Origin of the sequence: Streptomyces sp. SD31 (assembly GCF_052068475.1) — a bacterium.
Lineage (GTDB): Bacteria > Actinomycetota > Actinomycetes > Streptomycetales > Streptomycetaceae > Streptomyces.
Window position 1 is genome coordinate 136601 of the sequence record NZ_JBQHCX010000014.1, and the last position, 25134, is coordinate 161734.

The 25134-nt window shown below is 70.3% G+C and carries 22 protein-coding genes; 13 read left to right on the forward strand and 9 right to left on the reverse strand.

The features are described 5' to 3' along the window. Position 1 precedes the first annotated feature (1 nt). Together ACTMVF_RS28420 and ACTMVF_RS28425 are read right to left on the reverse strand one after the other, a co-directional pair. Positions 2-592 carry a Uma2 family endonuclease gene (locus ACTMVF_RS28420; RefSeq protein WP_301999755.1) on the reverse strand — a complete coding sequence of 197 codons (591 nt, stop codon included), beginning with the start codon at positions 590-592 and terminating at the stop codon, positions 2-4. Positions 593-701: 109 nt separating this feature from the next. Further along, a complete protein-coding gene (locus ACTMVF_RS28425; RefSeq protein WP_441273939.1) occupies positions 702-1220 on the reverse strand; it encodes a GNAT family N-acetyltransferase in 519 nt (172 codons plus the stop codon). A 26-nt stretch (positions 1221-1246) separates the two neighbouring features. Here ACTMVF_RS28425 and thpR point away from each other — a divergent pair, with 26 nt between their 5' ends. Continuing rightward, positions 1247-1819 carry an RNA 2',3'-cyclic phosphodiesterase gene (gene thpR, locus ACTMVF_RS28430; protein ID WP_441273940.1) on the forward strand — a complete coding sequence of 191 codons (573 nt, stop codon included), beginning with the start codon at positions 1247-1249 and terminating at the stop codon, positions 1817-1819. A 238-nt stretch (positions 1820-2057) separates the two neighbouring features. On the opposite strand, the gene ACTMVF_RS28435 is transcribed toward thpR, so the two are convergent. After that, positions 2058-3050 carry an aldo/keto reductase gene (locus ACTMVF_RS28435; RefSeq protein WP_441273941.1) on the reverse strand — a complete coding sequence of 331 codons (993 nt, stop codon included), beginning with the start codon at positions 3048-3050 and terminating at the stop codon, positions 2058-2060. 122 nt (positions 3051-3172) lie between these two features. On the opposite strand from ACTMVF_RS28435, the gene ACTMVF_RS28440 reads away from it, so the two are divergent. Further along, positions 3173-4126 carry a nuclear transport factor 2 family protein gene (locus tag ACTMVF_RS28440; RefSeq protein ID WP_441273942.1) on the forward strand — a complete coding sequence of 318 codons (954 nt, stop codon included), beginning with the start codon at positions 3173-3175 and terminating at the stop codon, positions 4124-4126. Positions 4127-4208: 82 nt separating this feature from the next. Here ACTMVF_RS28440 and ACTMVF_RS28445 read toward each other — a convergent pair whose 3' ends face one another. After that, entirely contained in the window at positions 4209-4589 is a 381-nt protein-coding gene (locus tag ACTMVF_RS28445; RefSeq protein ID WP_441273943.1) for a hypothetical protein, read from the reverse strand. Positions 4590-4666: 77 nt separating this feature from the next. Then, a complete protein-coding gene (locus tag ACTMVF_RS28450) occupies positions 4667-5083 on the reverse strand; it encodes a hypothetical protein (RefSeq protein WP_441273944.1) in 417 nt (138 codons plus the stop codon). A gap of 196 nt (positions 5084-5279) precedes the next feature. On the opposite strand from ACTMVF_RS28450, the gene ACTMVF_RS28455 reads away from it, so the two are divergent. Then, entirely contained in the window at positions 5280-6065 is a 786-nt protein-coding gene (locus tag ACTMVF_RS28455; protein WP_441273945.1) for an aminoglycoside adenylyltransferase family protein, read from the forward strand. On the opposite strand, the gene ACTMVF_RS28460 is transcribed toward ACTMVF_RS28455, so the two are convergent. Next, positions 6026-6712: an SGNH/GDSL hydrolase family protein gene (locus ACTMVF_RS28460; protein ID WP_441273946.1), complete on the reverse strand. Its 687-nt coding sequence runs from the start codon at positions 6710-6712 to the stop codon at positions 6026-6028. The genes ACTMVF_RS28455 and ACTMVF_RS28460 overlap by 40 nt on opposite strands. Positions 6713-6851: 139 nt before the next feature. Here ACTMVF_RS28460 and ACTMVF_RS28465 point away from each other — a divergent pair, with 139 nt between their 5' ends. Beyond that, complete coding sequence (locus ACTMVF_RS28465) at positions 6852-7829, forward strand: WD40 repeat domain-containing protein (protein ID WP_441273947.1); 978 nt, start codon at positions 6852-6854, stop codon at positions 7827-7829. Positions 7830-7833: 4 nt separating this feature from the next. Here ACTMVF_RS28465 and ACTMVF_RS28470 read toward each other — a convergent pair whose 3' ends face one another. Further along, positions 7834-8634, reverse strand: a complete 801-nt coding sequence (locus ACTMVF_RS28470; protein WP_441273948.1) for a TetR/AcrR family transcriptional regulator — start codon at positions 8632-8634, stop codon at positions 7834-7836. A gap of 100 nt (positions 8635-8734) precedes the next feature. Between ACTMVF_RS28470 and ACTMVF_RS28475 the strand changes: the two genes are divergently transcribed. The 3 genes from ACTMVF_RS28475 (at position 8735) to ACTMVF_RS28485 (ending at position 12323) form a co-directional block, all read left to right on the forward strand. Further along, positions 8735-9742, forward strand: coding sequence for an ATP-binding cassette domain-containing protein (locus ACTMVF_RS28475; RefSeq protein ID WP_441273949.1), 1008 nt, complete (start codon positions 8735-8737; stop codon positions 9740-9742). Beyond that, entirely contained in the window at positions 9739-10566 is an 828-nt protein-coding gene (locus ACTMVF_RS28480) for an ABC transporter permease (protein WP_441273950.1), read from the forward strand. The genes ACTMVF_RS28475 and ACTMVF_RS28480 overlap by 4 nt, the downstream gene beginning before the upstream one ends. 251 nt (positions 10567-10817) lie before the next feature. After that, on the forward strand, positions 10818-12323 hold the full coding sequence (locus ACTMVF_RS28485; RefSeq protein ID WP_441273951.1) for a cellulase family glycosylhydrolase: 1506 nt from the start codon (positions 10818-10820) through the stop codon (positions 12321-12323). 276 nt (positions 12324-12599) lie between these two features. Here the strand turns inward: ACTMVF_RS28485 and serC are convergent, their stop codons facing one another. Next, positions 12600-13718, reverse strand: a complete 1119-nt coding sequence (serC, locus tag ACTMVF_RS28490; protein ID WP_441273952.1) for a phosphoserine transaminase — start codon at positions 13716-13718, stop codon at positions 12600-12602. 182 nt (positions 13719-13900) lie between these two features. Here serC and ACTMVF_RS28495 point away from each other — a divergent pair, with 182 nt between their 5' ends. The 3 genes from ACTMVF_RS28495 to ACTMVF_RS28505 all read left to right on the forward strand — a co-directional run bounded on the left by ACTMVF_RS28495 (position 13901) and on the right by ACTMVF_RS28505 (position 19254). Beyond that, positions 13901-16822, forward strand: coding sequence for an FAD-binding and (Fe-S)-binding domain-containing protein (locus tag ACTMVF_RS28495; RefSeq protein WP_441273953.1), 2922 nt, complete (start codon positions 13901-13903; stop codon positions 16820-16822). Between the two features lie 173 nt (positions 16823-16995). Next, a complete protein-coding gene (locus ACTMVF_RS28500; protein WP_441273954.1) occupies positions 16996-18129 on the forward strand; it encodes a lipid II:glycine glycyltransferase FemX in 1134 nt (377 codons plus the stop codon). Between the two features lie 144 nt (positions 18130-18273). Further along, positions 18274-19254: an EamA family transporter gene (locus ACTMVF_RS28505; RefSeq protein ID WP_441273955.1), complete on the forward strand. Its 981-nt coding sequence runs from the start codon at positions 18274-18276 to the stop codon at positions 19252-19254. Between the two features lie 65 nt (positions 19255-19319). Here the strand turns inward: ACTMVF_RS28505 and ACTMVF_RS28510 are convergent, their stop codons facing one another. After that, complete coding sequence (locus ACTMVF_RS28510) at positions 19320-20654, reverse strand: cytochrome P450 (RefSeq protein WP_441273956.1); 1335 nt, start codon at positions 20652-20654, stop codon at positions 19320-19322. A 386-nt stretch (positions 20655-21040) separates the two neighbouring features. Here ACTMVF_RS28510 and ACTMVF_RS28515 point away from each other — a divergent pair, with 386 nt between their 5' ends. From ACTMVF_RS28515 to ACTMVF_RS28525, 3 genes are read left to right on the forward strand one after another with little or no spacing between them, the layout of a single operon-like run. After that, a complete protein-coding gene (locus ACTMVF_RS28515; protein WP_441273957.1) occupies positions 21041-21835 on the forward strand; it encodes a TIGR03084 family metal-binding protein in 795 nt (264 codons plus the stop codon). Next, on the forward strand, positions 21832-23535 hold the full coding sequence (locus ACTMVF_RS28520) for an acyclic terpene utilization AtuA family protein (protein WP_441273958.1): 1704 nt from the start codon (positions 21832-21834) through the stop codon (positions 23533-23535). The genes ACTMVF_RS28515 and ACTMVF_RS28520 overlap by 4 nt, the downstream gene beginning before the upstream one ends. Further along, positions 23532-25130: an acyl-CoA carboxylase subunit beta gene (locus tag ACTMVF_RS28525; protein ID WP_441273959.1), complete on the forward strand. Its 1599-nt coding sequence runs from the start codon at positions 23532-23534 to the stop codon at positions 25128-25130. The genes ACTMVF_RS28520 and ACTMVF_RS28525 overlap by 4 nt, the downstream gene beginning before the upstream one ends. Positions 25131-25134 lie beyond the last annotated feature (4 nt).

Genomic DNA, 25134 nt, shown 5'->3' on the forward strand with positions numbered 1-25134 from the left:
GTCAGCCGCGGGGGAATTCGTCGGTCTTGAGAGTGAGGCCAAGGAGGGTGCTGGTCATGTCGACGTCCCCGCCGTACGTGATCGACGTATCGCTCATGTAGTCGCCGTCCTTGGGCTGGGTGAACAGGTGGCACTTGCCCGTGTAAGGGTCGGCGATGAGGTAGACGGGGACTTCGGCGAGGGCGTACGCGGTCTTCTTGGGGCCGTAGTCGTTCTTGGCCGTGTCCGTGGAGATGACCTCGGCGATGAACTCGACGTCCTCGTGGCGCCAGCGGTCTTCGGAGTTCTTCTGGGCGCCGTCGCGCAGCTTCGCCACGTCCGGGGCGAGACCGTTCTTGCGGCCGGGGAAGTCGATGCGGACGTCCGAGAACACTTCCGCGTGCCTGCCAAAGGCGTCCTCGATGGCCCAGATGATCGCTCGAATGGTCTTCCAGTGGATGTCCCGCTGTGGCGACATGTAGATGGTCCCCTCGACGATCTCGACCTTGTATCCCTCGGGGACGGGCATCTTCTCGAGCCGCTCGAACATGTCGTCGAGCCAGGACGTGTCGTCGCTCTGGGCCATCGCGATCCTGTCTTCAAGGACGGTCATCGTGGCGCTCCTCCCCGGCTGCCGCTCGGTCACGACAGCCGCGCAGTACAACGATACGCACGGTGACCGTGTCACGTGTGTCCATGGTCACGCTCATGGACAAGGGGAGCTAGACCCTCCGGGCCAGCACCTGCCCCGGCCAGTGGTCCTTCCCCTCATAGGTCTCGGTGCGGACGAAGCCGTGGCTCTCGTAGTAGCGGACGAGTCCGCCGTCGTCGCCCGCGTAGCAGTCCACCCGCAGCAGCGAGACACCCGTCCGCCGGGTCTCCTCGGCGGCGTGCGCGAGCAGGGCGCCGCCCACGCCGTGTCCCTTGAAGCGGCGGTCGGAGGTGAGCCAGTTGATGTACCGCTCGGGCTCGCCGGGCGGGGGGAGGTGGGACAGGTGGGCGCCGGGGCCGTGGGTGAGGGTGAGGGCGGCGGCCGGCACGCCCTCGATCTCGGCGATGAACACGTTGCCCTCGGCCATGTGGCGGGCAATCGACTCCGCCGTCTTCGGGTTCTCCGACAGGGGCTTCGTCCCCCACTGCCCCGTGCGGCCCTGCGCGACCAGCCACTCCACGCCGCTGTCGAGCATGGCGAGTATCGCCGGGATGTCGTCGGGTCCGCCGTCCCTGATGATGATCTCCATCCCCTCATGGTGCCAGGCTGGATCCCATGAGACTCTTCGCCGCCGTGCTGCCACCACAGGACGTCACCAACGAACTGGCCGCCGAAGTAGCCGAGTTGAAGAAGCTGCCCGGCGCGGACGGGCTGCGCTGGACCGGCCGGCCCGGTTGGCACTTCACGCTCGCGTTCTACGGCGAGGTCGACGACGACCTCGTACCCGACCTGTCGGCCCGCCTGGAGCGCGCCGCGCACCGTACGCCGTCCTTCCCGCTGGCGCTCAACGGTGGCGGGCAGTTCGGGCACGGGCGGGCCCTGTGGGCGGGCGCGGAGGGGGACCTGGCGACGCTGGGGCTGCTGGCGGACCGCAGTGAGGCGGCGGCGCGCAAGGCCGGGGTGCCGATGGGGGAGCACCGGCGGTACAAGGCCCATCTGACGGTGGCGCGGAGTCGGGACGCGGTGGACGTACGGCCGTATGTCACGGCCCTCCAAGCGTTCACGAGCCGCACGTGGACCGTGGACGAACTGGTGCTGGTGCGCAGCAGGCTGCCGAAGTCGGGGGTGGCGGGCGAGCAGCCCCGGTATGAGGCGGTCGCCCGCTGGCCGCTCGCGGGGGCCGGTTAGGCTCGGTCGCGTGGACCCGAAAACCCGGAACCGGATCATGGCCGGTGCGCTTGTGCTGATGTTCGTGTTGGTGGCCGTGGCGGCGGCGCTCGGAAGGTGACGCGGGCGCTCCGCTGGGAGAGCCGGGCAACTGCGGCCGTCTTCTGGCTGCGGGCCGGTGGGGGCTGGTCGCGCCCACGCGGCGGAGCCGCATGTCGGACCAGCCCCGCGCCCCTTACGGGGCGCTGCTCTCAGGCCGCTACCAGGCGAACGCCTCCGGGGACGGTCCCGGCCCCGGGAAGATCTCGTCCAACCCCGCCAGCAGCTCCTCGCTCAGCTCCAGTTCGGCCGCCCGCAGCGCGGACTCCAGCTGCCCGGCGGTGCGCGGGCCGACGATCGGGCCGCTCACGCCGGGGCGGGTGAGCAGCCAGGCCAGGGCGGCCTCGCCGGGCTCCAGGCCGTGCTTGTCGAGCAGGTCCTCGTACGCCTGGATCTTCGCGCGTACGGCCGGGTCGGCGAGGACCTCGGCGGCTCGACCGGAGGTGCGCCGTGCGCCCTCGACTTCCTTCTTGAGGACGCCGCCGAGCAGTCCGCCGTGCAGCGGCGACCACGGGATGACCCCGAGGCCGTAGTCCTGCGCGGCCGGGATGATCTCCATCTCGGCGCGGCGCTCGAAGAGGTTGTAGAGGCACTGCTCGCTGACGAGGCCGATGGTGCCGCCGCGCCGGGCGGCGATCTCGTTGGCCTGGGCGATCTTGTACCCGGGGAAGTTGGACGAGCCGACGTACAGGATCTTGCCCTGCTGGACGAGGACGTCGATCGCCTGCCAGATCTCCTCGAAGGGAGTGGCGCGGTCGATGTGGTGGAACTGGTAGATGTCGATGTAGTCGGTCTGCAGCCGCTTGAGCGACGCGTCCACGGCGCGCCGGATGTTCACCGCCGACAGCTTGTCGTGGTTGGGCCACGCCGCGCCGTCCGCGCCCATGTTGCCGTACACCTTGGTGGCGAGGACGACCTTGTCGCGCCGCTCGCCGCCCTTGGCGAACCAGTTGCCGATGATGCTTTCGGTACGGCCCTTGTTCTCGCCCCAGCCGTACACGTTCGCCGTGTCGAAGAAGTTGATGCCCGCGTCCAGCGCCGCGTCCATGATCGCGTGACTGTCCGCTTCGTCGGTCTGCGGACCGAAGTTCATGGTGCCGAGGACGAGTCGGCTGACCTTGAGTCCCGTGCGTCCGAGTTGCGTGTACTTCATGACCACCCAGCCAACGGCTTGGAGTGCGCTCTATGCAAGCGATCTTGACGCTAACCGATGGTTAGTGCTTCCCTGTGGTTAGCACTAGCTTGAACTTTCAATTTACTTGGGAAGAGAGCGTCGTGACCCCCACCGCCACCCCCGCCCGTAGGGCCCTCGTCGCAGTACTCGCCTCGGTCAGCCTGCTCGGCGCCGCCGCTGTGCCGGCTGTCGCCTCCGGGCCCGCTTCCACCGCTTCCGCCGCGTCCGCCCCCTCCTTCTCCGGTCACGCGGACTCCACGCTGCGCCTCGGCTACCAGAAGGCCGTCGTCGGCCGCGTCCTCAAGGGCGTGTTCGAGCAGGGCGACACCGAGGTCGTGGACCGGTTCGTGCGGTCGGATTACATCCAGCACAACCCGTTCGCGCCGGACGGCGCCGAGACGCTGAAGAACCTGGCCACGTCCGTCCACCAGCAGTTCCCGGACGCCCGGTACGACATCAAGCGGGTCATCTCCGAGGGCGACCTCGTGCTGGTCCACTCCAACGTGGTCCTGGCGCCGGGGACGCGCGGCCAGGCCGTGTTCGACATCTTCCGCTTCCAGGGCGGGAAGATCGCCGAGCACTGGGACGTGGGGCAGAACGTGCCGGAGGGCTCCGCCAACGGCAACGACATGTTCTCCACGGTGAGTCGGCCGCGGACCGAGCAGCCGGGGCCGGCCTGGCTCACGGCGTACAACAAGGAGCTGGTAACCCAGGCCTTCGACCAACTCCTCGTCGACAAGGACCTGTCCGCCATCGACCGGTACTGGGGTCCCGAGTATCACCAGCACAACCCGACGATCGCCGACGGGGTGGAGGGCGTGAAGGCAGGGCTGGGCGGTTACTTCAAGGCGTTCCCGCAGCTGACGGTCGCTCCGAAGCGGGTGATCGCCGAGGGTGACCTGGTGGCGGTGCACAGCCACTATGTGAACGCACCGGGTGAGCGGGGCATGGCGGTCGTCGATCTATTCCGGGTGCGGAACGGGAAGATCGTCGAGCACTGGGACGTGCTGCAGGACGTGCCGGAGACTTCGGCGAACGACAACGGGATGTTCTAGAAAAGGGCATGCGAAGGGCAGGGGGTGCGGGGCGGCCGTCGAGGCCACGCCGCACCCCCTGTCGCGCCTGGTCTGTTCCGGATCAGTCGTGGATGGTCACGCAGGCCTTGCCCCGCGGGTAGTTGGACCAGCTGGCGCACGCCTTGGTGCCGTCCTTGAAGGACTTGTTGACCGTGATGGGGCCCCAGGAGAAGCTCCGGGCCTCGCAGATCCTGCCGCTGGTCTTCTTCCAGGAGCCGATGGTGATGGTGGCCTTGCCGCAGTCGTCGGCGTGGTTCTTGGTGAGGGTGGTCTTGACCGTCTTCACCTTGAGCTTGGTGCCCGTGACGTATATGCACTTGGATCCGCTGCTGCCCGGATTACCGGTGCAGCCGCTGCCGGAGGCGTACGCGGGCGGCGACATGGCCAGGGCTCCGACCAGACAGGCCCCGGCCATGATGGCGGTACGCGTGCGATTGAGCACGTCAACTCCCCGTAGTTGCAATTGAGTTGCTTGGTCGGGGTCGACGCTATTGACGGGTGATCTTTCCCGGCAAGTTGTTATCGCCGCTTTTCACTGTTGCTGCACAATGTGTCGAGCACGGGCGGCGTTCCGTCGAGATACCAGCGCTTTTCCGTTTCGACCACCTGCCAGGCCGTGCAGGTTCCAGGGCCGTTGACCACGATGAACGTGGCGTCCGTGGACTTTTTGACAGTTCCTCGGGAATTATTTGCGGCCGTTTTGCCGAGGCGATTCAGATAGTTCGCCGCATAGTCGTCGGCGATGCTGTCCTCGGCGAAGAGCAGCTGCAATTCATCCGCGTCCCGGGTGTGCAACGCCGTGATGGTGTGCTCTTCGAGGGCATTCAGGCTCGGCGCCCCACCGGGGGGCTCATTGTTAATGCTGACGACAATGGTGGTGAGCCATCCCACGAGCAGTGCCCCACCGACCCAAATGCCCAAGCGGCCCTTCTTCATTGGCTGCACCTGCTCTCCGCGTCCCGCTTCTCTGATCAACGTGAGGAAGCGTAGCTCGGACAATGGGCTGCTCTTCGCGCTGTCCACTGGCGCCGTGCGGGGAGTCCTCCCGGGCGGAACCGGGGGACAGCCGGGCCGAGTTACGGTGAATACGTCTCGAGCGTCGAGGCTCATGGAGCGCGGAGAGGAAGCTCACATGCCGCCCCCGGACCCCCAGCCCCTCCTCCTCCCCCTCCTCCACCGCACCCTCGGCGCCACCATCCTCGGCATCTACCTCCACGGCTCCGCCACCCTCGGCGGGCTCCGGCCGCACAGTGACGTCGATGTCCTGGTCGTCGTACGCCGGAGTCTGACCCAGGACGAACGCCGGGAACTCCTCCGAGAGTTGCTCGCCGTGTCCGGTGTGGGGAACGGCGCCCGCCCCGTCGAGCTCATCGTCGTCGTACAGGACGACGTACGGCCCTGGCGCTACCCGCCCACCTGCGATTTCCTGTACGGCGAATGGCTGCGGGACGACTACGAGCGTGGCGTCACCCCCGCCCCCGAGCCCAGCCCCGACCTGGCGCCCCTCCTCACGATGGTGCTGCTCGGGAACGCCCCGCTGTACGGGCCCCCACCCGCCGAAGTCCTCGACCCGGTCCCGCACGAAGACCTCAGGCGCGCGATCACCGCCGGAGTGCCGGAGCTGCTCGCCGAGTTGGACACCGACACCAGCAATGTCCTGCTCACCCTCGCCCGGATCTGGACCACCCTCACCACCGGGACGATCCGCGCCAAGGACGCGGCCGCCGACTGGGTCCTCCCAAGGCTCCCCGCTCGGCATCGGCCAGTCCTCGCCCACGCCCGTGCCGTCTATCTCGGGGAGAGGCGCGAGTGCTGGGACGACGACCTGCTACCCGGCGTCCGCCCCTGCGCCGACTTCCTCGCCGCGGCCATCGACCGTCAGAGGGCCTCGTACGGCTCGCCCAACCCCCACGCCTGATGCATCGCGTCCGCGAACGCCTCCGCGATCTTGTGCTCGCCGCTCGCGTTCGGGTGGGTGCCGTCGTAGGTGTCGAGGTGGATGTCGTACGACGGGGGAGGGGACGCCAGGAGCAGGGGTGAGCGTGGTTCGTCCAGGTCCGCCACCGTCTTGGCCAGCAGTTCGTTGAAGCGGGTGACCTCGGCGGCGAAGGGCGCGTCCGATGTGGCGCGGACATTCGGGATCACCGGCAGCACGGCCATCCGTACCTTCGGGTTCGCCGCCCTCGCCGCCGCCACGAAGCTCCGTACGTTCTCCGCGGTCTGCTCCGCGTTCGTGTAGAAGCCGAGGTCGATCAGGCCCAGGGAGATCAGGAGGACGTCTGCCCGGTACGACCGCACCGCCTCGCCGATCAGCGGCGCCATGTGCAGCCAGCCCTCGCCCCAGCCGGCCAGGTGGGCGCGGGGGAAGGCAGGGTCGCAGTCGGTGGCGTACTCGTACGACGTCGGCGCGTCCGTCGCCTTGTCGTACAGCGTCTCGCGCGGGCCGACGAAGGCGAAGGGGCCGCCGTACGTCTCACGCAGGTGCTGCCACATGCGGTAGCGCCACGTGTGTTCGCCGGCGCTGCCGATGGTCTGGGAGTCGCCGACGGGCATGAACCTGAGCATCCGCTCATGATGGACGATCGCTACCTGCCGGTAGGGGGAGGCCGGGTGTGAACCCTGACACGCCCCGAACACGCCCCGAGCAGTCACCCCGCTGCCGACCCGGACTCCGAATCACCGGGCCGGATGGCAGGCTTGTGGCATGCGCCGACCGATCGCCCTACTCGCCGGACTCCTGATCGCGGGCACGTGCGCCCTGCCCGCCTCCGCCGCCGACGGCGACGAGGACTTCACGATCAAGGACCCGCGCATCACGGAGTCCAGCGGGCTGGCCGCGTCACGTCAGCACCCGGGGATCTACTGGACGCACAACGATCAGGACAAGGGCGCCTATCTCTACGCCGTCGACAGCGGCACCGGCGAGACCGTCGCGACGATCACCATGACCGGCGTGGGCACCCCGCGTGACGTGGAGGCGATCTCCATGGGCCCCGGGAACGAGATCTACGTCGGCGACATCGGCGACAACGACGGTGTGGAGTGGCCCTATGTGTGGGTCTACCGGCTGCCCGAGCCGAAGACGCTCAAGGACCAGACGATCCGGGCCACGCAGTACGTGGTGAAGTACTCCGACGGGCCCCGCGACGCCGAGTCGCTCGTCGTGCACCCCAAGACCGGGCGCGTCTACATCATCGACAAGCAGGAGGACGGCGGGCACCTGTACGAGGCGCCGGCCAAGCTCTCCGCCACCGGCACGAACGTCTTCGAGCCCATCACACCGGTCGACCTCTGGGCCACCGACGCCGCCTTCTCCCCGGACGGCGAAACCCTCGCCGTACGCGGCTACTTCGGCGGCCTCGCATACGACTGGAACGGCGGCAAGCTCAAGCGGCTGGAGCGCATCAGCGTGCCGCTGGGCCAGGGGGAGTCCGTCTCCTACTCCACCGACGGCACGAAGATCATGCTCGGCAGCGAGGGAGCCAACAGCAACGTGGTGGCGAAGGACGCCCCCGGGGACGCCGGGTCCGCCGAGTCCTCGTCCGGCGGCGGGAGCTCGGCCTCCTCCGGCGAGGACGACGGCGACAGCGGCAGGACCGGCGACCTCAAGGTCGGTGCCGTCGCCGTGCTCGTCGCCTGCGTCGTCGTCTTCGGGTTCCGGCGGCTGGTGCGCCGGGGGTGACCCCCTAAGGCGCCGGGGGAGATGTCTCTCCCCGCCGGGCGACGAAGACCTCGAGTCCGTCCAGGATCCGTTGCAGCCCGAACTCGAAGTGGTCGAAGTCGGGGTTCCAGGTGTTCTCGTCGAGGGAGGCGAGGAGGGGGTAGCGGCCGGAGGTCATGATCTTCTCCAGCATCGGCGCCTGGGCCTGCCAGAACTCCCCGTCCGTCAGGCCCGTCCGGCGCTCCGCCTCCTGGTGGTACAGCTGGGTGCGCGCGGCACCGACGACGTACCCGTCGATCATGATGATCGCCGAGACCAGCTCGCGGTCGGTCAGGCCCATCGGCTTGATACGGGCGAGTACCTTCTCCATGCCGTCCAGGGCGCTCGGGCCGAGGATCGGGCGGGACTGGTTGACCTGGAGCAGCCAGGGGTGGCGGCGGTAGAGGTCGAGGGTCGCGCGGCCCAGGGCCTCCAGGGCCGAGCGCCAACTGCCGTCGCAGAGGTCGGCCGGGTTCTCGGAGGGGCGCTGGACGCGGTCCAGCATCAGGTCGAGCAGCTCTGCCTTGCCGGGGACGTACCGGTACAGCGACATCGTGCCGGTGCCCAGCTCGGCGGCGACCCGGCGCATGGACACCGACTCCAGGCCCTCGGCGTCCGCGACCCGGACGGCCGCTTCCACGATCTGGTCCAGGGTGAGGGTCGGCTTGGGCCCGCGGCTCGGGCGCCGGCCCGTCTCCCACAGCAGTTCCAGCGTGCGGACGATGTCGCCGCTGCCGCTGGTCTCCGTGCTGCCGGTACCACTGGTGCCGCCCTTGCCGCTCGTCATGCGATTCAGCTTAAGACCTTCCAATCAAGTCCTTCCAAAAAACTGAGTACGGCGTACGCGCAATCGGGTACGGTGTACCCAGTTACCGAAAGGGGGACCCATGAGTGAGGGAAGTGACGGGAACGACGGGTACGCGGTCCGGGCCGAGGGGCTGGAGAAGCGCTACGGCGAGAAGCGCGCCCTCGACGGCTTCGACTTGGCCGTCCGTGAGGGCACGGTGCACGGCCTGCTCGGGCCGAACGGCGCCGGCAAGACCACCGCCGTACGCATCCTGTCCACGCTGATCAGGCTGGACGGCGGCCGGGCGACGGTGGCCGGCCTGGACGTGGCCCGGCAGCCGCGCGAGGTGCGGGCGCGCATCGGGCTCACCGGGCAGTACGCGGCCGTGGACGAGGTGCTCACCGGCCGGCAGAACCTGGAGATGTTCGGCCGCCTCTTCCACCTGGGCGGCAGGCGGGCGAAGGTGCGCGCCGCGGAGCTCCTGGAGCAGTTCGACCTGACCGACGCCGCGGACAAGGGCGTCGGCAAGTACAGCGGTGGTATGCGGCGCCGCCTCGACCTCGCCGCCTCGATGATCCTCGCCCCGGCCGTCCTCTTCCTCGACGAGCCGACGACGGGACTCGACCCCCGTAGCCGGGGCGAAGTCTGGGAGTCCGTACGGGCGTTGGTGGCGAGCGGTACGACCGTGCTGCTGACCACCCAGTACCTGGAGGAGGCCGACAAGCTGGCCTCGCAGATCACCGTCATCGACCAGGGCCGCGCCATCGCCGACGACACCCCGGACGGGCTGAAGAACCTCGTCGGCGGCGACCGTATCGAGGTCGTCGTCACTGACGGGGCCGACATCGCGCGGGTCGCGAAGGTCGTCGCCCGTGTCTCGGACGGCGAACCCGAGGCGGACGAGGGCGAGTTGCGGGTGCACGCCCCCGTGGTCGACCGGGTCTCCGCGCTGACCGAGGTCGCGCGGACCCTGCAGGACGAGGGCGTCCAGGTCGAGGACATCGGGCTGCGCAGGCCGAGCCTCGACGACGTGTTCCTGCGCCTGACCGGACACCGCACCGAGAAGACCGACAAGACCGACAGGACCGAGAAGGGGGCCGTCGTATGACCGCCGTAGACCTGACCGTCCCGGCCACACGCGGCCGCCTGTACTGGACCCTCGCCGACGTCTGGAACATCGTCCGCCGCGGCCTGACCCACTACCAGCGCCAACCGATCAACATCGCCTGGCAGTTGGGCTTCCCGATCCTGTCCGTGCTGCTCTACGGCTATGTCTTCGGCAGCGCGATGAAGGTGCCCGGCGGCGGGGACTACAAGGACTTCCTGATGCCGGGCATGTTCGTGATGACGATGGCGTTCGGCTTCATCAACACCGCGACGCTCGTCGTCTACGACTCGACGAAGGGTGTCATCGACCGTTTCCGCTCCATGCCGATGGCCTCCTCCGCGGTGGTCGCCGGACGCGGGATCACCGATCTGCTCGCCGCCTGCGCCGAGTTGGCGATCATGATGCTGACGGCCTTCGCGATGGGCTGGCGCCCGGACGGCGGCCTCGGCTTCCTCGGCGCCTTCGGTCTGCTGCTGTGGCTGCGGTTCGCGCTGATCTGGATCGGGGTGTGGCTGGGCCTGCTGGTCCCCAACCCGGAGGCCGCCGGCGGTCTGTTCGCCGTCGCCTTCCCGCTCACGATGATCTCCAGCATCTTCGTCGCGCCGCAACTGATGCCCGACTGGCTCGGCTGGGTGGCGGCCTGGAACCCGATCTCGTCCACGGCCGCGGCCACCCGTGAGCTGTTCGGGGTGCCGAGCGTGGCTGTGGCCGGGGACTCCTGGGTCGAGCAGCATGCGCTGCTGATGGCGTGGGTGTGGCCGGTGATCCTGACGGCGATCTTCTTGCCGCTCGCGGTGCGCAGGTTCCAGAAGCTCAGCCGGTGACGACCTCAGGGCCTGTCTGAACCATTCCCGCCTGCCTCGCGAAGCCTTGCGAGCGCACGTTCCCCCGCGCGCGAACAACCCTGCGCCGGAGGGGACATGCCGCCGCGAGGCCCGCCTCCGGCGAAGGGTGGGAGTCGTCAGACAGGCTCTAGTCCTTGACGTGTCCACGTGACCTGACTTCCATGGAAGGTGCGGGAAGTGGGAGCGCTCCCACCTGTTCCGGCCCGCGCCTCCCGAGAGGAAGCAGCGACATGTTCCGCAGCTTGCGAAGAGCGCTGTGTGCTGCCGCGGCGGCGCTTCTGTTACCGCTGGGGGCCGGTGCGCAGACCGCCCACGCGGCGGAGTCCGGCGCCGGGTACTGGCACACCAGTGGCCGGCAGATCCTGGACGCGGCCGGGCAGCCGGTCCGTATCGCCGGGATCAACTGGTTCGGCTTCGAGACCGGCAACCACGTCGTCCACGGCCTGTGGGCCCGCGACTACAAGAGCATGCTCGACCAGATGAGGTCGCTGGGCTACAACACCCTCCGCCTGCCCTTCAGCGACGACATCCTCAAGGCCGGCACCATGCCGGACAGCATCAACTTCGCCGACGGCAAGAACGCCGATCTGCGAGGGCTGACCTCGTTGCAGGTGATGGACAAGATCGTGGCGTACGCCGGTCAGGCCGGCCTGAAGATCGTCCTGGACCGGCACCGGCCGGACGCGGCCGGGCAGTCGGCGCTCTGGTACACGAGCGCGGTGCCGGAATCGACGTGGCTCGCCAACCTCAAGGCACTGGCGCAGCGCTACAAAGGCGACAGCACCGTCATCGGCATCGACCTGCACAACGAGCCGCACGACCCCGCCTGTTGGGGCTGCGGCGACACGGCCCGCGACTGGCGCCTCGCCGCGCAACGGGCCGGGAACGCCGTCCTGTCCGTCAACCCCGAGCTGCTGATCATGGTCGAGGGCGTCCAGTCGTACAACGGCGTCAACGGCTGGTGGGGCGGCAACCTCATGGGCGTGGCCCAGTACCCGGTGCAGCTCGACGTCCCGAACCGGCTCGTGTACTCGGCCCATGACTACGCCACCAGCGTGGCCCAGCAGTCCTGGTTCAGCGATCCGGCGTTCCCCGACAACATGCCGGGCGTCTGGGACAGGTACTGGGGCTACATCTTCAAGCAGAACATCGCCCCGGTGTGGGTCGGCGAGTTCGGTACGACGCTCCAGTCGACGGTGGACCAGAAGTGGCTGGCCGCGCTGGTGACGTACCTGCGGTCGACGTCGACGTACGGGGCGGACTCGTTCCACTGGACGTTCTGGTCCTGGAACCCCAACTCCGGTGACACGGGCGGCATCCTGAAGGACGACTGGTCGACCGTGGACACCGTGAAGGACGGGTATCTGGCGAGCATCAAGGCGCCGGGATTTCCGGGGAGCGGGGGCGGCGGTGATCCCGACCCCGGTGGGGGCACGGCCACCTGCAGCGCCGCCTACACCGTCAGCAGTGACTGGGGTGGCGGCTTCAATGCCGAGGTGAAGGTCACCAACACGGGGACCACGCCGCTCACCTCCTGGAAGGTGACCTGGACCTGGAACGGGTCCCAGCGGGTCACGTCCATGTGGAACGCGTCGTACACCCAGACCGGGTCGACCGTCACGGCGACCAACGCGGGCCACAACGGGACGGTCGCGGCGGGAGGTTCGGCAGGTTTCGGGTTCGGGGGTGCGCCTGGGGGCGGTGGGGTGCCGACGGTGACCTGCGTGGCGACATGAGGGAAGGCGCCCGGTGTGTGCCGGGCGCAATTTCCCCCGTGGACTGGGCGCTCGCCGGCGCTCACGCCGATGTCGTCCGGCTTCTGCGGGAGGCGGGGGCACAGGAGGAGAGCGCGACTCCCGGAACCCCTACCGGAACCAGGTCGGCCGACTCACGCGCAAGCGGCTGACCGGCCCGTCGTCAGCGACTTCTCGCTGTATGACGAGGGGCGCCCGGTACGGCAGTTGCGCACTTGCCGTACCGGGCGCCCCTTCAGCGGCGTTTGAGCGTCGAGGTCAGAGCTTCTCGATCACGTAGTCGATGCACTTCGTCAGCGCCTCGACGTCCGCCGGGTCGATCGCCGGGAACATCGCGACGCGGAGCTGGTTGCGGCCGAGCTTGCGGTAGGGCTCGGTGTCGACGATGCCGTTGGCGCGCAGGACCTTGGCGACGGCGGCGGCGTCGATCTCGTCCGTGAAGTCGATCGTGCCGATGACCTGGGACCGCTTGGCCGGGTCGGTGACGAACGGGTTGGCGTACTTGATGTCCTCGGCCCAGCCGTACAGGGCGCGGGCGGAGGTGGCGGTGCGGCGGACCGACCAGTCCAGGCCGCCCTGGCCGTTGATCCACTCCAGCTGCTGGTTGAGCAGGAAGAGGGTGGCGAGGGCCGGGGTGTTGTACGTCTGGTTCTTGCGGGAGTTGTCGATCGCCGTGGGCAGCGAGAAGAACTCCGGGATGTGGCGGCCGGACGCGTGGATGCGCTCGGCGCGCTCGATCGCGGCCGGGGAGAAGACGCCGATCCACAGGCCGCCGTCGGAGGCGAATGATTTCTGCGGGGCGAAGTAGTAGACGTCGGTCTCGGCGATGTCGACGGGCAGGCCGCCGGCGCCGGAGGTGGCGTCGACCAGGACCAGCGCGCCCTCGTCGGCGCCGGCCACACGCTTGATCGGCATGGCGACGCCGGTGGAGGTCTCGTTGTGCGTGAAGGCGTAGACGTCGACGCCCGCCTGGGCGACCGGCTCGGGGTGCGTGCCCGGGTCGGTGGAGATGACGTCCGGGTCGGCGAGCCACGGGGCGAGCTTGGCGGCCTTGGCGAACTTCGAGCTGAACTCACCGAAGGTGAGGTGCTGCGACTTGTTCTCGATCAGGCCGTGCGTCGCGATGTCCCAGAAGGCCGTCGAGCCGCCGTTGCCGAGGACGACCTCGTAGCCCTCGGGGAGCTGGAACAGCTCGCTGATGCCCTCGCGCACCTGGCCGACCAGGTTCTTGACCGGGGCCTGGCGGTGGGAGGTACCGAGGAGGGAGGTTCCGGTGGCGGCCAGCGCGTCCAGCGCTTCCGTCCGCACCTTGGAGGGGCCCGCGCCGAAACGTCCGTCGGCGGGCTTGATGTCAGCGGGAATCTGGATCTCAGCCACGGGGGGAGCGTAGCTGTTTCGGGAAACCTCGGTGAAACCTGGTCCGTCGGGTGAGACGGCGTTTCCGTGGGCGTCGGACCCTGGGGGCTGCCGCCCCAGACCCCCGCTTCGGCCCTGAAGGGGCCTTGTCCTCAAACGCCGGACGGGCTTGATTGCCGGACGTCGGCTGGTTTGCTGGAGGTATGACGGATCTTGAGGCTGCGCTGCGTGCCGTCGTCCGGGGCGAGGTGGCATTCGACGTCACCTCCCGGGCGCTCACCACCATGGACGCGTCCAACTACCGGCGTGTCCCATTGGGTGTGGTCGCACCACATGACGCCGACGACGTCGCCGCCGTGCTCGAGGTGTGTCGCGACCACATGGTGCCGGTCGTGGCGCGGGGTGGAGGCACATCCATCGCCGGTCAGGCCACCGGCACCGGCATCGTGCTGGACTTCACCCGCCACATGAACCGGATCGTGTCCCTGGACCCGGAGACCCGCACCGCCGTCGTCCAGCCCGGCCTTGTCCTCGACCGTCTCCAGGAGGCCGCAGCCCCGCACGGGCTGCGCTTCGGCCCCGACCCCTCCACCCACAGCCGGTGCACGCTCGGCGGAATGATCGGCAACAACTCGTGCGGCTCGCACTCGGTGGCGTGGGGGACGACCGCCGACAGCGTGCGGGAGCTGGACGTGATCACCGCGCGGGGGGAGCGGTCGCGGCTCGGGCGGGAATGGGCCGGCGCTCCGCAGGGGCTGCGGGAGCTGGTGGAAGGCGACCTGGCGCGGCTGCGCACCGGCTTCCCCGAACTGCCCCGCCGTATCTCCGGATACGCGCTCGACGCCCTGCTGCCCGAGAAGGGCGCCGATGTCGCCCGTTCCTTCTGCGGCAGCGAGGGCACCCTGGGGATCCTCACCGAGGCGACCGTACGGCTGGTTCGGGCGCCACGCGCGCGTGCGCTCGCCGTGCTGGGGTACGCCGACGAGAGCACGGCGGCGGAGGCGGCTGCCGGGCTGCTGCCGTACAGGCCGTTGACGGTGGAGGGCATGGCGGCCGACCTGGTGCCCTCGCCGTCTTCGCTGCCGACGGGCGGCGCCTGGCTGTTCGTCGAGACGGGCGGGGAGTCCGAGGGTGAGGCACGCGCGCGTGCGGAGGCGGTCGTGCGGGCGGCCGATGTCGTCGACGCGCTGGTCGTGACCGATCCGGCCGGGCAGCGGGCGCTGTGGCGCATCCGGGAGGACGCGAGCGGGACGGCGACCCGGATGCCGGACGGTGGGGGCACCTCCCGCTCGAGCGAAGCCGGGAGTGGGGGAGAGGCGTGGCCCGGCTGGGAGGACTGCGCGGTGCCGCCGCAGCGCCTGGGGGCGTACCTGCGGGACTTCCGGGCGCTGTTGACCGCCCACGGGCTGCGCGGCACGCCGTACGGGCACTTCGGCGACGGCTGCATCCACGTCCGTATCGACTTCGACCTGATGACCGAGGCGGGCATCGGCCGCTTCCGACGGTTCTCTGAGGAACTCGCCGAGGTCGTCGTCGCGCACGGCGGTTCGCTGTCCGGGGAGCACGGGGACGGGCAGGCGCGCGCCGAGCTGCTGTCGAAGATGTACGGCACGGAGATGGTGGAGCTGTTCGAGCGGGCCAAGGGCGTCTGGGACCCCGATGACCTGCTCAACCCGGGGATGCTGGTGCGCCCGGCCCCCCTCGACTCGAACCTCCGCTTCTCCGTCCTGCCCCGCCGTCCGGTGGACGTCGCCTTCGGCTACCCGGCCGACGGCGGCGACTTCTCGGCGGCCGTACGGCGGTGCGTCGGGGTCGCCAAGTGCCGTACGACGTCGGTGGCGGGCTCCGCCGTCATGTGCCCGTCGTTCCGCGCGACCGGTGAGGAGGAGCACTCCACGCGCGGGCGTGCCCGGTTGCTGCACGAGATGCTGGCCGGGGAACTGGTGACCGACGGGTGGCGCTCGACGGAAGTGCGGGACGCGCTGGACCTGTGCCTGTCCTGCAAGGGGTGCCGGTCCGACTGCCCGGTCGAGGTCGACATGGCCACGTACAAGGCGGAGTTCCTGCACCACCACTACGAGGGCCGCCGGCGCCCGGCCGCGCACTACAGCATGGGGCGACTGCCGCAGTGGCTGCGCGCGGTGGCACGCACGCGTACGGCGTCCCTGGTCAATGCCCTGGCCGCCGTACGGCCCTTGGCCCGGGCGGCGAAACGGCTCGGCGGGATCGCGCCGGAGCGGGACATTCCGCGGCTGGCGACGCGGACGTTCAGCGGGTGGTGGGAGCGGCGGCGCGAGCAGGTGGCCGTCGGTGGGGGCGGCGAGGGCGGCGGGGACCTGGTCATCCTGTGGCCGGACACCTTCACCGAGCACCTCTCGCCGTCCGTGGGGCAGGCGGCCGTACGGGTGCTGGAGGCGGCCGGGCTGCGGGTGGCGCTGCCGCCGACGGTGCTGCTGAAGCGGCCGCCGGAGGGCGACGGTACGACGGTGTCGCTGGACCCGGTGTCCCTCCTGCGGGGCCGGGGGCGGGTCTGCTGTGGGTTGACGTACATCTCGACGGGGCAGCTCGACCGTGCCCGTGCGGTCCTGCGGCGCACGCTCGACCTCATGGAGCCGGTGCTGGAGACGGGCGCCCCGGTGGTCGTCCTGGAGCCGAGCTGTGCGGCAGCCCTCCGCGCGGACCTGCCGGAGCTGCTGCACGACGACCCACGTGCCCGCCTCCTGGCCGACCGCGTCCTGACCTTCGCTGAGACGCTGGAGCGCCTGGCGCCCGACTGGACGCCGCCCCGCGTGGACCGGCCGGTGGTCGGGCAGACCCACTGCCATCAGCACGCGGTGCTGGGGGACAGGGCCGACCGCGGACTGCGTGAGGCCGCGGGGCTCACCGGGGAACTGAGCGGTGGGTGTTGCGGTCTCGCGGGCAACTTCGGGTTCGAAAAGGGGCACTTCGAGGTGTCGGCGGCGTGCGCGGAGGAGCAGCTGCTGCCGGCGGTGCGGGGAGCGGGGGAGGGGGCTGTGGTGCTGGCGGACGGGTTCTCCTGCCGGACGCAACTGGAGCAGCTGGCGGGGGTGCGGGGGTGGCATCTCGCGGAGGTGCTGGCGGAGGCGCTGGCGGGAGACGAGTGACGGTGGTGATGTGGTGCGCGTCTATGTGGTGCGGGCGCGCCTCTGTGGTGCGTACGTGTCTATGTGGTGGGCATCCACGTGGTGCTCATCCATGTGGCGCGCGTCCATGACGTCCCGCCAGAAGGTGGCTTCGTAGGCTGGCCCCACCCGGCCACCCGCAAGGAGCCCCGCCCGTGTCCCAGTCGCCCCTCCGCCTGCAGCCCCTCACCCGTGACCAGCACCTCGCCTTCGTCGCGGCCCGCTCCTCCGCCAGCCATATGCAGCTCCCCTCCTGGGGCGATGTGAAGCCGGACTGGACCGCGGAGAGCGTGGGCTGGTTCGACGCGGAGGGGCGGCCGGTGGGGGCGGGGCTCGTGCTGTACCGCCCGTTGCCGAGGCTGAGGAAGTACCTGGCGTATCTGCCCGAGGGGCCGCTGATCGACTGGCACGCGCCCGACCTCGCCGAGCGGTGGCTGGCGCCGATGCTCGCGTACCTCAGGGGCAAGGGCGCCTTCTCCGTGAAGATGGGCCCGCCCGTCGTCGCCCGCCGCTGGAGCGCCGAGGCGGTGAAGGCGGCCATCGCCGATCCGGCGGCCGGGCGACTGCGGGACGCGGAGCCGACGTCGACGGAGCGGGGCGCGTCCGACATCGCCGAGCGGCTGCGGCGCTCCGGCTGGCGGCAGGCCGAGGCCGGCGGCGAGGAGGGCTTCGCCGCGGGGCAGCCGCGTTACGTCTGCCAGGTGCCGTTCGCCGGACGGTCGTTGGACGACATCCAGCGCGGCCTCAACCAGCAGTGGCGGCGCAACATCAAGAAGGCCGAGAAGGCCGGCGTGAAGGTGGTGCGGGGCGGCTACGAGGATCTGCCCGCCTTCCACGACCTCTACGCCGAGACCGCCGAGCGGGACCGCTTCATCCCGCGCCCGCTGCCCTACTTCCAGCGCATGTGGACCGCGCTGACCGCCGAACACCCCGACCGCATGCGGCTCTACCTCGCCCACCACGACGGCGACACCCTCGCCGCCGCCACCATGATCACCGTCGGCGACCACGTCTGGTACTCCTACGGCGCCTCCACCGGCCGCAAGCGCGAGGTCCAGCCCAACAACGCCTTGCAGTGGCGCATGATGTGCGACGCCCACGAACTCGGCGCCGCCGTCTACGACTTCCGCGGCATCACCGACACGCTGGAGGAGTCCAACCACCTCCTCGGCCTGCTGCGGTTCAAGGTGGGCGCCGGCGGCGAGGCCGTCGAGTACCTCGGGGAGTGGGACTTCCCGCTCAACCGGCTGCTGCACAAAGCGCTGAACCTGTACATGGCGAGGCGGTAGCCGCCCGCCCCCGTCGATCCGCGCGACCGCACTCTGGGACAGTGGCGTAATGGCTTCACACGCCTGACGATGTCCAATACCCTGGACTAGGCAGTACAGCACGATGAACGAACTGAGCCCCCCGAGTCGAGCCCTGGAACGCCCGTGAGCACCCCTGACGCCGCCGCAACGCCCGCGCCGACCCGTACCCGGGCCGTCCCCCAGCCGACGGCCGGCGCCCCGCATCGCTGGGACTCCCTCGGCCCCGTCGGCCTGGTCCTCGCCGGTGGGGTCTCCGTGCAGTTCGGCGGCGCGCTGGCCGTGACCCTGATGCCGAGGGCGGGCGCGCTCGGTGTCGTGAGCCTGCGCCTCCTCGCGGCCGCCCTCGTCCTGATGCTGGTCTGCCGGCCCCGCCTGCGCGGCCACTCCCGCACCGACTGGGGCACGGTGGTCGTCTTCGGCGTCACCATGGCCGCGATGAACGGCCTCTTCTACCAGTCGGTCGCCCGCATCCCGCTCGGCCCCGCGGTCACCCTCGAGGTGCTCGGCCCGCTCGCCCTGTCCGTCCTGTCCTCGCGGCGCGCGATCAACGTCCTGTGGGCGGGACTCGCCCTGGCCGGCGTCTTCCTCCTCGGCGGCGGAGGCTTCGGCAGTCTCGACCCCATAGGTGTCGCTTTTGCCCTGGGGGCCGGCGCCATGTGGGCGGCCTACATCATCTTCAGTGCCCGTACGGGCCGACGCTTCCCGCAGGCCGACGGGCTGGCCCTCGCGATGGCGGTGGGCGCCGTACTCTTCCTCCCCTTGGGCATCGCCGAATCGGGCATGAAGCTCACCGACCCCGTGACCCTCGCACTGGGCGCGGCCGTGGCCCTCCTCTCCTCGGTCCTCCCCTACACCCTCGAACTCCTCGCCCTGCGCCGCCTGCCCGCAGCGACCTTCGCCGTGCTGATGAGCCTCGAGCCGGCCCTCGCCGCCACCGCCGGCTTCCTCATCCTCGACCAGGCCCTGTCCGCCGTACAGGCCCTGGCGATCGCCCTGGTCATCGCCGCGAGCATGGGCGCGGTGCGGACACAGGTGGGGCGGGGGAAGGCAAAGGCCGTCAGGCAGCCCGGCGAGAACTCAGGGCCGCAGCCCGGCGAGGGCTGAGGGCCGAACGGCTTCCAGCGGGCCGCCCTTCCGCCGACGGCCTCGTCCATCAAGGCCCGCCCGGCTCAGTCCGCACGCCGGTCGAGGACCAGTCGCACCCCCTGTGGCCGCATGGTCATACGCAGCTGCGGCTCGACCCTGCCACCGGCCACCGCCCGGACCCGCCACCGCCGAAGCAGCACCGCGAGCGCGATCTGCGCCTCGGCGAGCCCGAACGCGTCGCCGATGCATCTGCGGGCGCCCGCGCCGAAGGGAATGAACGCCTCCCGCTGGCGGCGCCCGACCCGTTCGTCGAGCCAGCGGTCGGGATCGAACCGACCGGGCTCGGCGAACACGTCGGGGTCCCGGTGCAGGGCGTAGGGGCTGAACAGCACACCCGCGCCAGCGGGCAGACGGTGACCGCCCAGCTCGGTGTCGACGAGGGCGACGCGGCTGAGCAGCCATACGGGAGGGTGCAGTCGCAGCGACTCGTTGATCACCCGCTTCATATGGGTCAGCCGGGGCAGATCCTGGTGGGTGACGGGGCGGTCGCCCAGCACCTCGGACAGTTCGGCCTCCAGCCGCTCGTACTCGCTCGGGTGGCGCGTCAGCAGGTGCATGGTCCAGGACAGCAGCCCCGCCATGGTCTCGGTGCCGCCGATGAAGAACGTGATGACCTGGTCGAACACTTCCTGTTCGGTGTGGGCCACCGGCCTGCCGGGGGGCACCAGCGCCGACATCAGGTCGTGGTGGTCGGTGTGGTCGCTCATGCGGCGCCGGATCATCGCGCCGACCGCCTCCCGGGTGGTCCGGGTGGCCCGTACGTAGCGCAGGTTCTCCAGGGTCGGCAGCCGGTTGCTGCCCGGCACCATCATGTGGGTCGTCAGGGCGGAGAGCATCAGCGGCACGTTGCGCTGGACGGCCTCGACGGCTTGCCGGTCCTCGGGGGCGAGGAAGAGGGTCCGGGCCAGGACGGTGACCGCGAAGCGCTTCATCTCCGTGTACGCGTCGATGACCTGACCGGACTGCCAGGTCGAGGACACCTCCAGGGCGCAGTCGCGGAACCGCTCGGTGTGGTGGGGCAGTTGCCCACGGGCGAACACCGGTCGCAGCAAGGCGCGCATCGGGCGGTGCGGCCCCGCGAGCGAGGTGGCCAGACCGTCGCCGACGAGCCGGGCGGCCTGGTCGAAGAACGGGCCGCCCTTGTCGAACTCCCCTCCGTTGCCGGCCACCAGCATCCGCTGGACGAGTTCGGGAGCGCTGACCACGTGGACCGGGGTGCGCCCCAGCCGGATCCGCACGACCGGCCCCAGTGAGCGCAGGTCTTCGAGGAAGCCCAACCGGTCGCGGGCCAGTCGGCCCGCGTGGCCGATGAGGGGGAGCGCTCCAGGAGCGGCGGGTGTCGTGTCGGTCTTGATCACCGAGGACCTCTCGCAGTGCTGTGGTGGATCTTTGATCGCGACCATCCCCACGTGCACATGGCTCAAGCAAGCGTTTGCGGGGGCGCTTGGGGCATAGGCGTGACCGGGGATCGCGCAGGAGTGAAGACGGGTCGCTGCGCGCCTGCACGTGCGCATCACCCGGTTGGCGGTAGCGGCCCGCGTGCCCCTGAACGTCGGCATCAGCCCGCGTGCCCCTGAACGTCGGCATGCGGTGCGCGGCCCCGGACCGTTCCCGCTGGGCCACTGTCCCGCCAATTAATGCAAGCATGCTTGCTTGTTTTCGTTCGCGCTGCCATGCTCCTCACCACGCCGTACGACCACGCCGCACCACCCCGCACACCGCCGTGCCCCGAGGGGAGCGCACCGTGTCCGATTCGACGCCCGTGTTCGACGATCTGCGCGAGGAGAGCGAGGAACTCGACCGGCTGGTCGCCGAGTTGAGCCCCGAGCAGTGGACGCTCGCGACTCCCGCGCCCGGCTGGAGCGTCGCCCACCAGATCGCGCACCTCGCCTGGACGGACCGCTCGGCGCTGCTGGCGGTGACCGACGTGGAGGCCTTCCACGCGCTGGTGGAGAAGGCGCTGGTGGCACCGGGGTCGTTCGTCGACGAGGGAGCGGAGGAGGGGGCCGGCCTCCCGCCCGCCGAACTGCTGGCGCGGTGGCGGGAAGGGCGCCTCGCCCTTGATGCGGCCTTGCGGGAGGCACCACAGGGCGCCCGCTTCCCCTGGTATGGCCCACCCATGTCGGCCGCATCCATGGCCACGGCCCGACTTATGGAGACCTGGGCCCATGGTCTGGATGTCGCCGACGCGCTGGGTGTGGTGCGCACACCTACCGACCGGCTGAGGCATGTGGTGTGGATCGGGGTGCGGACCAGGGACTTCGCCTTCGGTGTGCACGGACTCCCCGCGCCGCTCGACGCCTTCCGAGTCGAACTGGTCTCACCCTCCGGCGAGTTGTGGACCTACGGCCCCGAAGACGCCCCGCAGCGCGTGACCGGCCCCGCCCTCGACTTCTGCCTGCTGGTCACCCAACGGGCCCACCGCGGTGACCTCGCCCTGCGCGCCGAGGGCCCGGACGCCGACCGCTGGTTCGACATCGCCCAGGTCTTCGCGGGCCCGCCCGGAAAGGGCCGAGCGCCGAAGGGGCCCGCACAGTGACACCCGCGCCCCGTCCGCTGCGGATCGGCAACGCCTCCGGCTTCTACGGCGACCGCTTCGACGCCATGCGCGAGATGCTCACCGGCGGTGAACTCGACGTCCTCACCGGCGACTACCTCGCCGAGCTGACCATGCTGATCCTCGGCCGGGACCGGCTGAAGGACCCCGGCGCCGGATACGCCCGCACCTTCCTGCGGCAGCTGGAGGAGTGCCTCGGGCTCGCGCACGAGCGGGGGGTCCGTGTCGTCACCAACGCCGGTGGGCTCAACCCGGCCGGACTCGCCGACGCCGTACGGAAGCTGGCGGACCGGCTCGGCATCCCCGTACGCGTCGCCCATGTGGAGGGCGACGACCTCAAGGACCGGTATCCGGACAGCCTCGCCGCCCACGCCTACCTCGGCGGCTTCGGCATCGCGGCCTGCCTGCGCGAGGGCGCCCACGTGGTGGTGACCGGGCGGGTGACCGACGCGGCCCTGGTCACCGGGCCCGCCGCCGCACACTTCGGGTGGGGGCCCAGGGACTACGACCGGCTCGCGGGCGCTGTCGTCGCCGGGCATGTGCTGGAGTGCGGGGCCCAGGCGACCGGCGGCAACTACGCGTTCTTCGACGAGTTCCGGAAGAGCGGCGGCGACCTGCGCCGCCCCGGCTTCCCGCTCGCCGAGCTCCATGAGGACGGCACCTGCGTCATCACCAAGCACCCCGGCACCGGCGGCCTGGTCGACGTCGGCACGGTGACGGCCCAGCTGCTGTACGAGACGGCGGGCGCCCGGTACGCAGGGCCGGACGTCACCACCCGACTGGACACCGTACGGCTGACGCAGGACGGCCCCGATCGTGTCCGCATCGAGGGCGTACGGGGCGAGGCCCCGTCCCCGACCCTCAAGGTCGGCGTGAACCGCCTCGGCGGCTTCCGGAGCGAGGTCGTCTTCGTCCTGACCGGGCTGGAGATCGAGTCCAAGGCGGCTCTCGTGCGACGGCAGATGAGTGATGCCCTCGCCAAGTCCGCGCCCGCCGAGGTGCGTTGGGACCTCGTCCGCACCGACCAGCCCGACGCCTCGACCGAGGAGACCGCGAGCGCGCTGCTCAGACTGGTCGTGAGGGACCCGGTCCAGGAGAACGTCGGACGGGCGCTGAGCGAGGCGGCGGTGGAACTGGCGCTCGCCAGCTATCCCGGCTTCCATGTGCTCGCCCCACCCGGAAAGGGCACGCTCTATGGGGTCTTCGAGGGTGTGTACGTCCCCCATGGTGCCGTAGACCATGTGGCTGTCCTCCACGACGGACGCCGGATCACTGTGCCGCCGGCCCACGACACCGTCGTACTCGACGACGTTCCCGAGCCGCCGCTTCCGGAGCCCCTTCCGGCCGGGCCCACCACACGCGCCCCCCTCGGCCTCGTCGCCGGTGCCCGCAGCGGGGACAAGGGCGGGAACGCCAACGTCGGTGTGTGGGCGCGCACGGATGAGTCCTGGCGCTGGCTCGCGCACGAGCTGACGGCCGCCAGATTCCAGCAGCTGATCCCCGAGAGCCGCGAGCTGGACGTCACCCGGCACGTCCTGCCCCACCTCCGCGCCCTCAACTTCGTCGTCGAGGGCATCCTCGGCGAGGGCGTCGCCGCGCAGCACCGTTTCGACCCGCAGGCCAAGGCGCTCGGCGAATGGCTGCGCTCTCGCCACCTGGACATCCCGGAGGCCCTGCTGTGACCGTCCTGCCTTCCACCCTGGACACCACCGGCCCCGACTACCGGGCCAACCGCGATGCCATGCTCGGCAAGCTCGCCGACCTCGAAGCCGAGCACGCCAAGGCCCTCGCGGGCGGCGGCGACAAGTACGTCGAGCGGCACCGAAAGCGCGGCAAGCTCCTCGCCCGTGAGCGCGTCGAACTGCTCCTCGACCCCGACACGCCCTTCCTGGAGCTGTCGCCGCTGGCCGCCTGGGGCAGCGATCACACCGTCGGCGCCTCCCTCGTCACCGGCATCGGGATCGTCGAGGGCGTGGAGTGCCTGATCACCGCCAACGATCCGACCGTGCGCGGCGGCGCGAGCAACCCCTGGTCGCTGAAGAAGGCCTTGCGCGCGAACGACATCGCCCTCGCCAACCGGCTGCCCGTCATCAACCTCGTCGAGTCGGGCGGGGCGGACCTGCCGTCGCAGAAGGAGATCTTCATCCCCGGAGGCGCCATCTTCCGGGACTTGACGCGGCTGTCCGCGGCCGGAATCCCCACCGTCGCGGTCGTCTTCGGCAACTCCACGGCCGGCGGTGCCTACGTCCCCGGCATGTCCGACCACGTGATCATGGTCAAGGAACGCGCCAAGGTGTTCCTCGGCGGCCCGCCCCTGGTCAAGATGGCCACCGGCGAGGAGAGCGACGACGAGTCGCTCGGCGGTGCGGAGATGCACGCGCGCGTGTCGGGTCTCGCCGACTACTTCGCCGTCGACGAACCGGACGCCCTGCGCCAGGCGCGCCGCGTGGTCGCCCGCCTCAACCACCGCAAGGCGTACGGCGATCCGGGCCCCGCAGAACCCCCCAAGTACTCCACCGACGAACTCCTCGGCATCGTCCCCGGCGACCTCAAGACGCCCTTCGACCCGCGCGAGGTCATCGCCCGGATCGTCGACGCCTCCGACTTCGACGAGTTCAAGCCGATGTACGGCACCAGCCTGACCACCGGCTGGGCGTCCCTGCACGGCTATCCGATCGGCGTGCTGGCGAACGCCCAAGGGGTTCTGTTCAGCGAGGAGTCCCAGAAAGCGGCCCAGTTCATCCAGCTGGCGAACCAGCGGGACATCCCCCTCCTCTTCCTGCACAACACCACCGGGTACATGGTGGGCAGCCAGTACGAGCAGGGCGGCATCATCAAGCACGGCGCGATGATGATCAACGCGGTCAGCAACAGCCGCGTGCCCCACCTCTCCGTCCTCATGGGCGCGTCCTACGGCGCCGGCCACTACGGCATGTGCGGCCGCGCCTACGACCCCCGCTTCCTCTTCGCCTGGCCCAGCGCCAAGTCCGCCGTCATGGGCCCCCAGCAGCTCGCCGGCGTGCTCTCGATCGTCGCCCGGCAGTCGGCCGCCGCGAAGGGACAGCCGTACGACGAGGACGCCGACGCCGCCCTCCGCGCGATGGTGGAGCAGCAGATCGAGTCGGAGTCGCTGCCCATGTTCCTGTCCGGGCGGCTGTACGACGACGGCGTCATAGATCCGCGCGACACCCGAACCGTCCTCGGTATGTGCCTGTCCGCCATCCACACGGCCCCCTACGAGGGCGCACGCGGTGGCTTCGGCGTCTTCCGGATGTGAGGGA

Excerpts from the sequence above, each read along its gene's own strand:
- ACTMVF_RS28420 (WP_301999755.1), bottom strand. The coding sequence starts at position 592 with ATGACCGTCCTTGAAGACAGGATCGCGATGGCCCAGAGCGACGACACG.
- ACTMVF_RS28425 (WP_441273939.1), bottom strand. The coding sequence starts at position 1,220 with ATGGAGATCATCATCAGGGACGGCGGACCCGACGACATCCCGGCGATA.
- thpR (WP_441273940.1), top strand. The coding sequence starts at position 1,247 with ATGAGACTCTTCGCCGCCGTGCTGCCACCACAGGACGTCACCAACGAA.
- ACTMVF_RS28435 (WP_441273941.1), bottom strand. The coding sequence starts at position 3,050 with ATGAAGTACACGCAACTCGGACGCACGGGACTCAAGGTCAGCCGACTC.
- ACTMVF_RS28450 (WP_441273944.1), bottom strand. The coding sequence starts at position 5,083 with ATGAAGAAGGGCCGCTTGGGCATTTGGGTCGGTGGGGCACTGCTCGTG.
- ACTMVF_RS28455 (WP_441273945.1), top strand. The coding sequence starts at position 5,280 with ATGCCGCCCCCGGACCCCCAGCCCCTCCTCCTCCCCCTCCTCCACCGC.
- ACTMVF_RS28460 (WP_441273946.1), bottom strand. The coding sequence starts at position 6,712 with ATGCTCAGGTTCATGCCCGTCGGCGACTCCCAGACCATCGGCAGCGCC.
- ACTMVF_RS28465 (WP_441273947.1), top strand. The coding sequence starts at position 6,852 with ATGCGCCGACCGATCGCCCTACTCGCCGGACTCCTGATCGCGGGCACG.
- ACTMVF_RS28470 (WP_441273948.1), bottom strand. The coding sequence starts at position 8,634 with ATGACGAGCGGCAAGGGCGGCACCAGTGGTACCGGCAGCACGGAGACC.
- ACTMVF_RS28475 (WP_441273949.1), top strand. The coding sequence starts at position 8,735 with ATGAGTGAGGGAAGTGACGGGAACGACGGGTACGCGGTCCGGGCCGAG.
- ACTMVF_RS28480 (WP_441273950.1), top strand. The coding sequence starts at position 9,739 with ATGACCGCCGTAGACCTGACCGTCCCGGCCACACGCGGCCGCCTGTAC.
- ACTMVF_RS28485 (WP_441273951.1), top strand. The coding sequence starts at position 10,818 with ATGTTCCGCAGCTTGCGAAGAGCGCTGTGTGCTGCCGCGGCGGCGCTT.
- ACTMVF_RS28495 (WP_441273953.1), top strand. The coding sequence starts at position 13,901 with ATGACGGATCTTGAGGCTGCGCTGCGTGCCGTCGTCCGGGGCGAGGTG.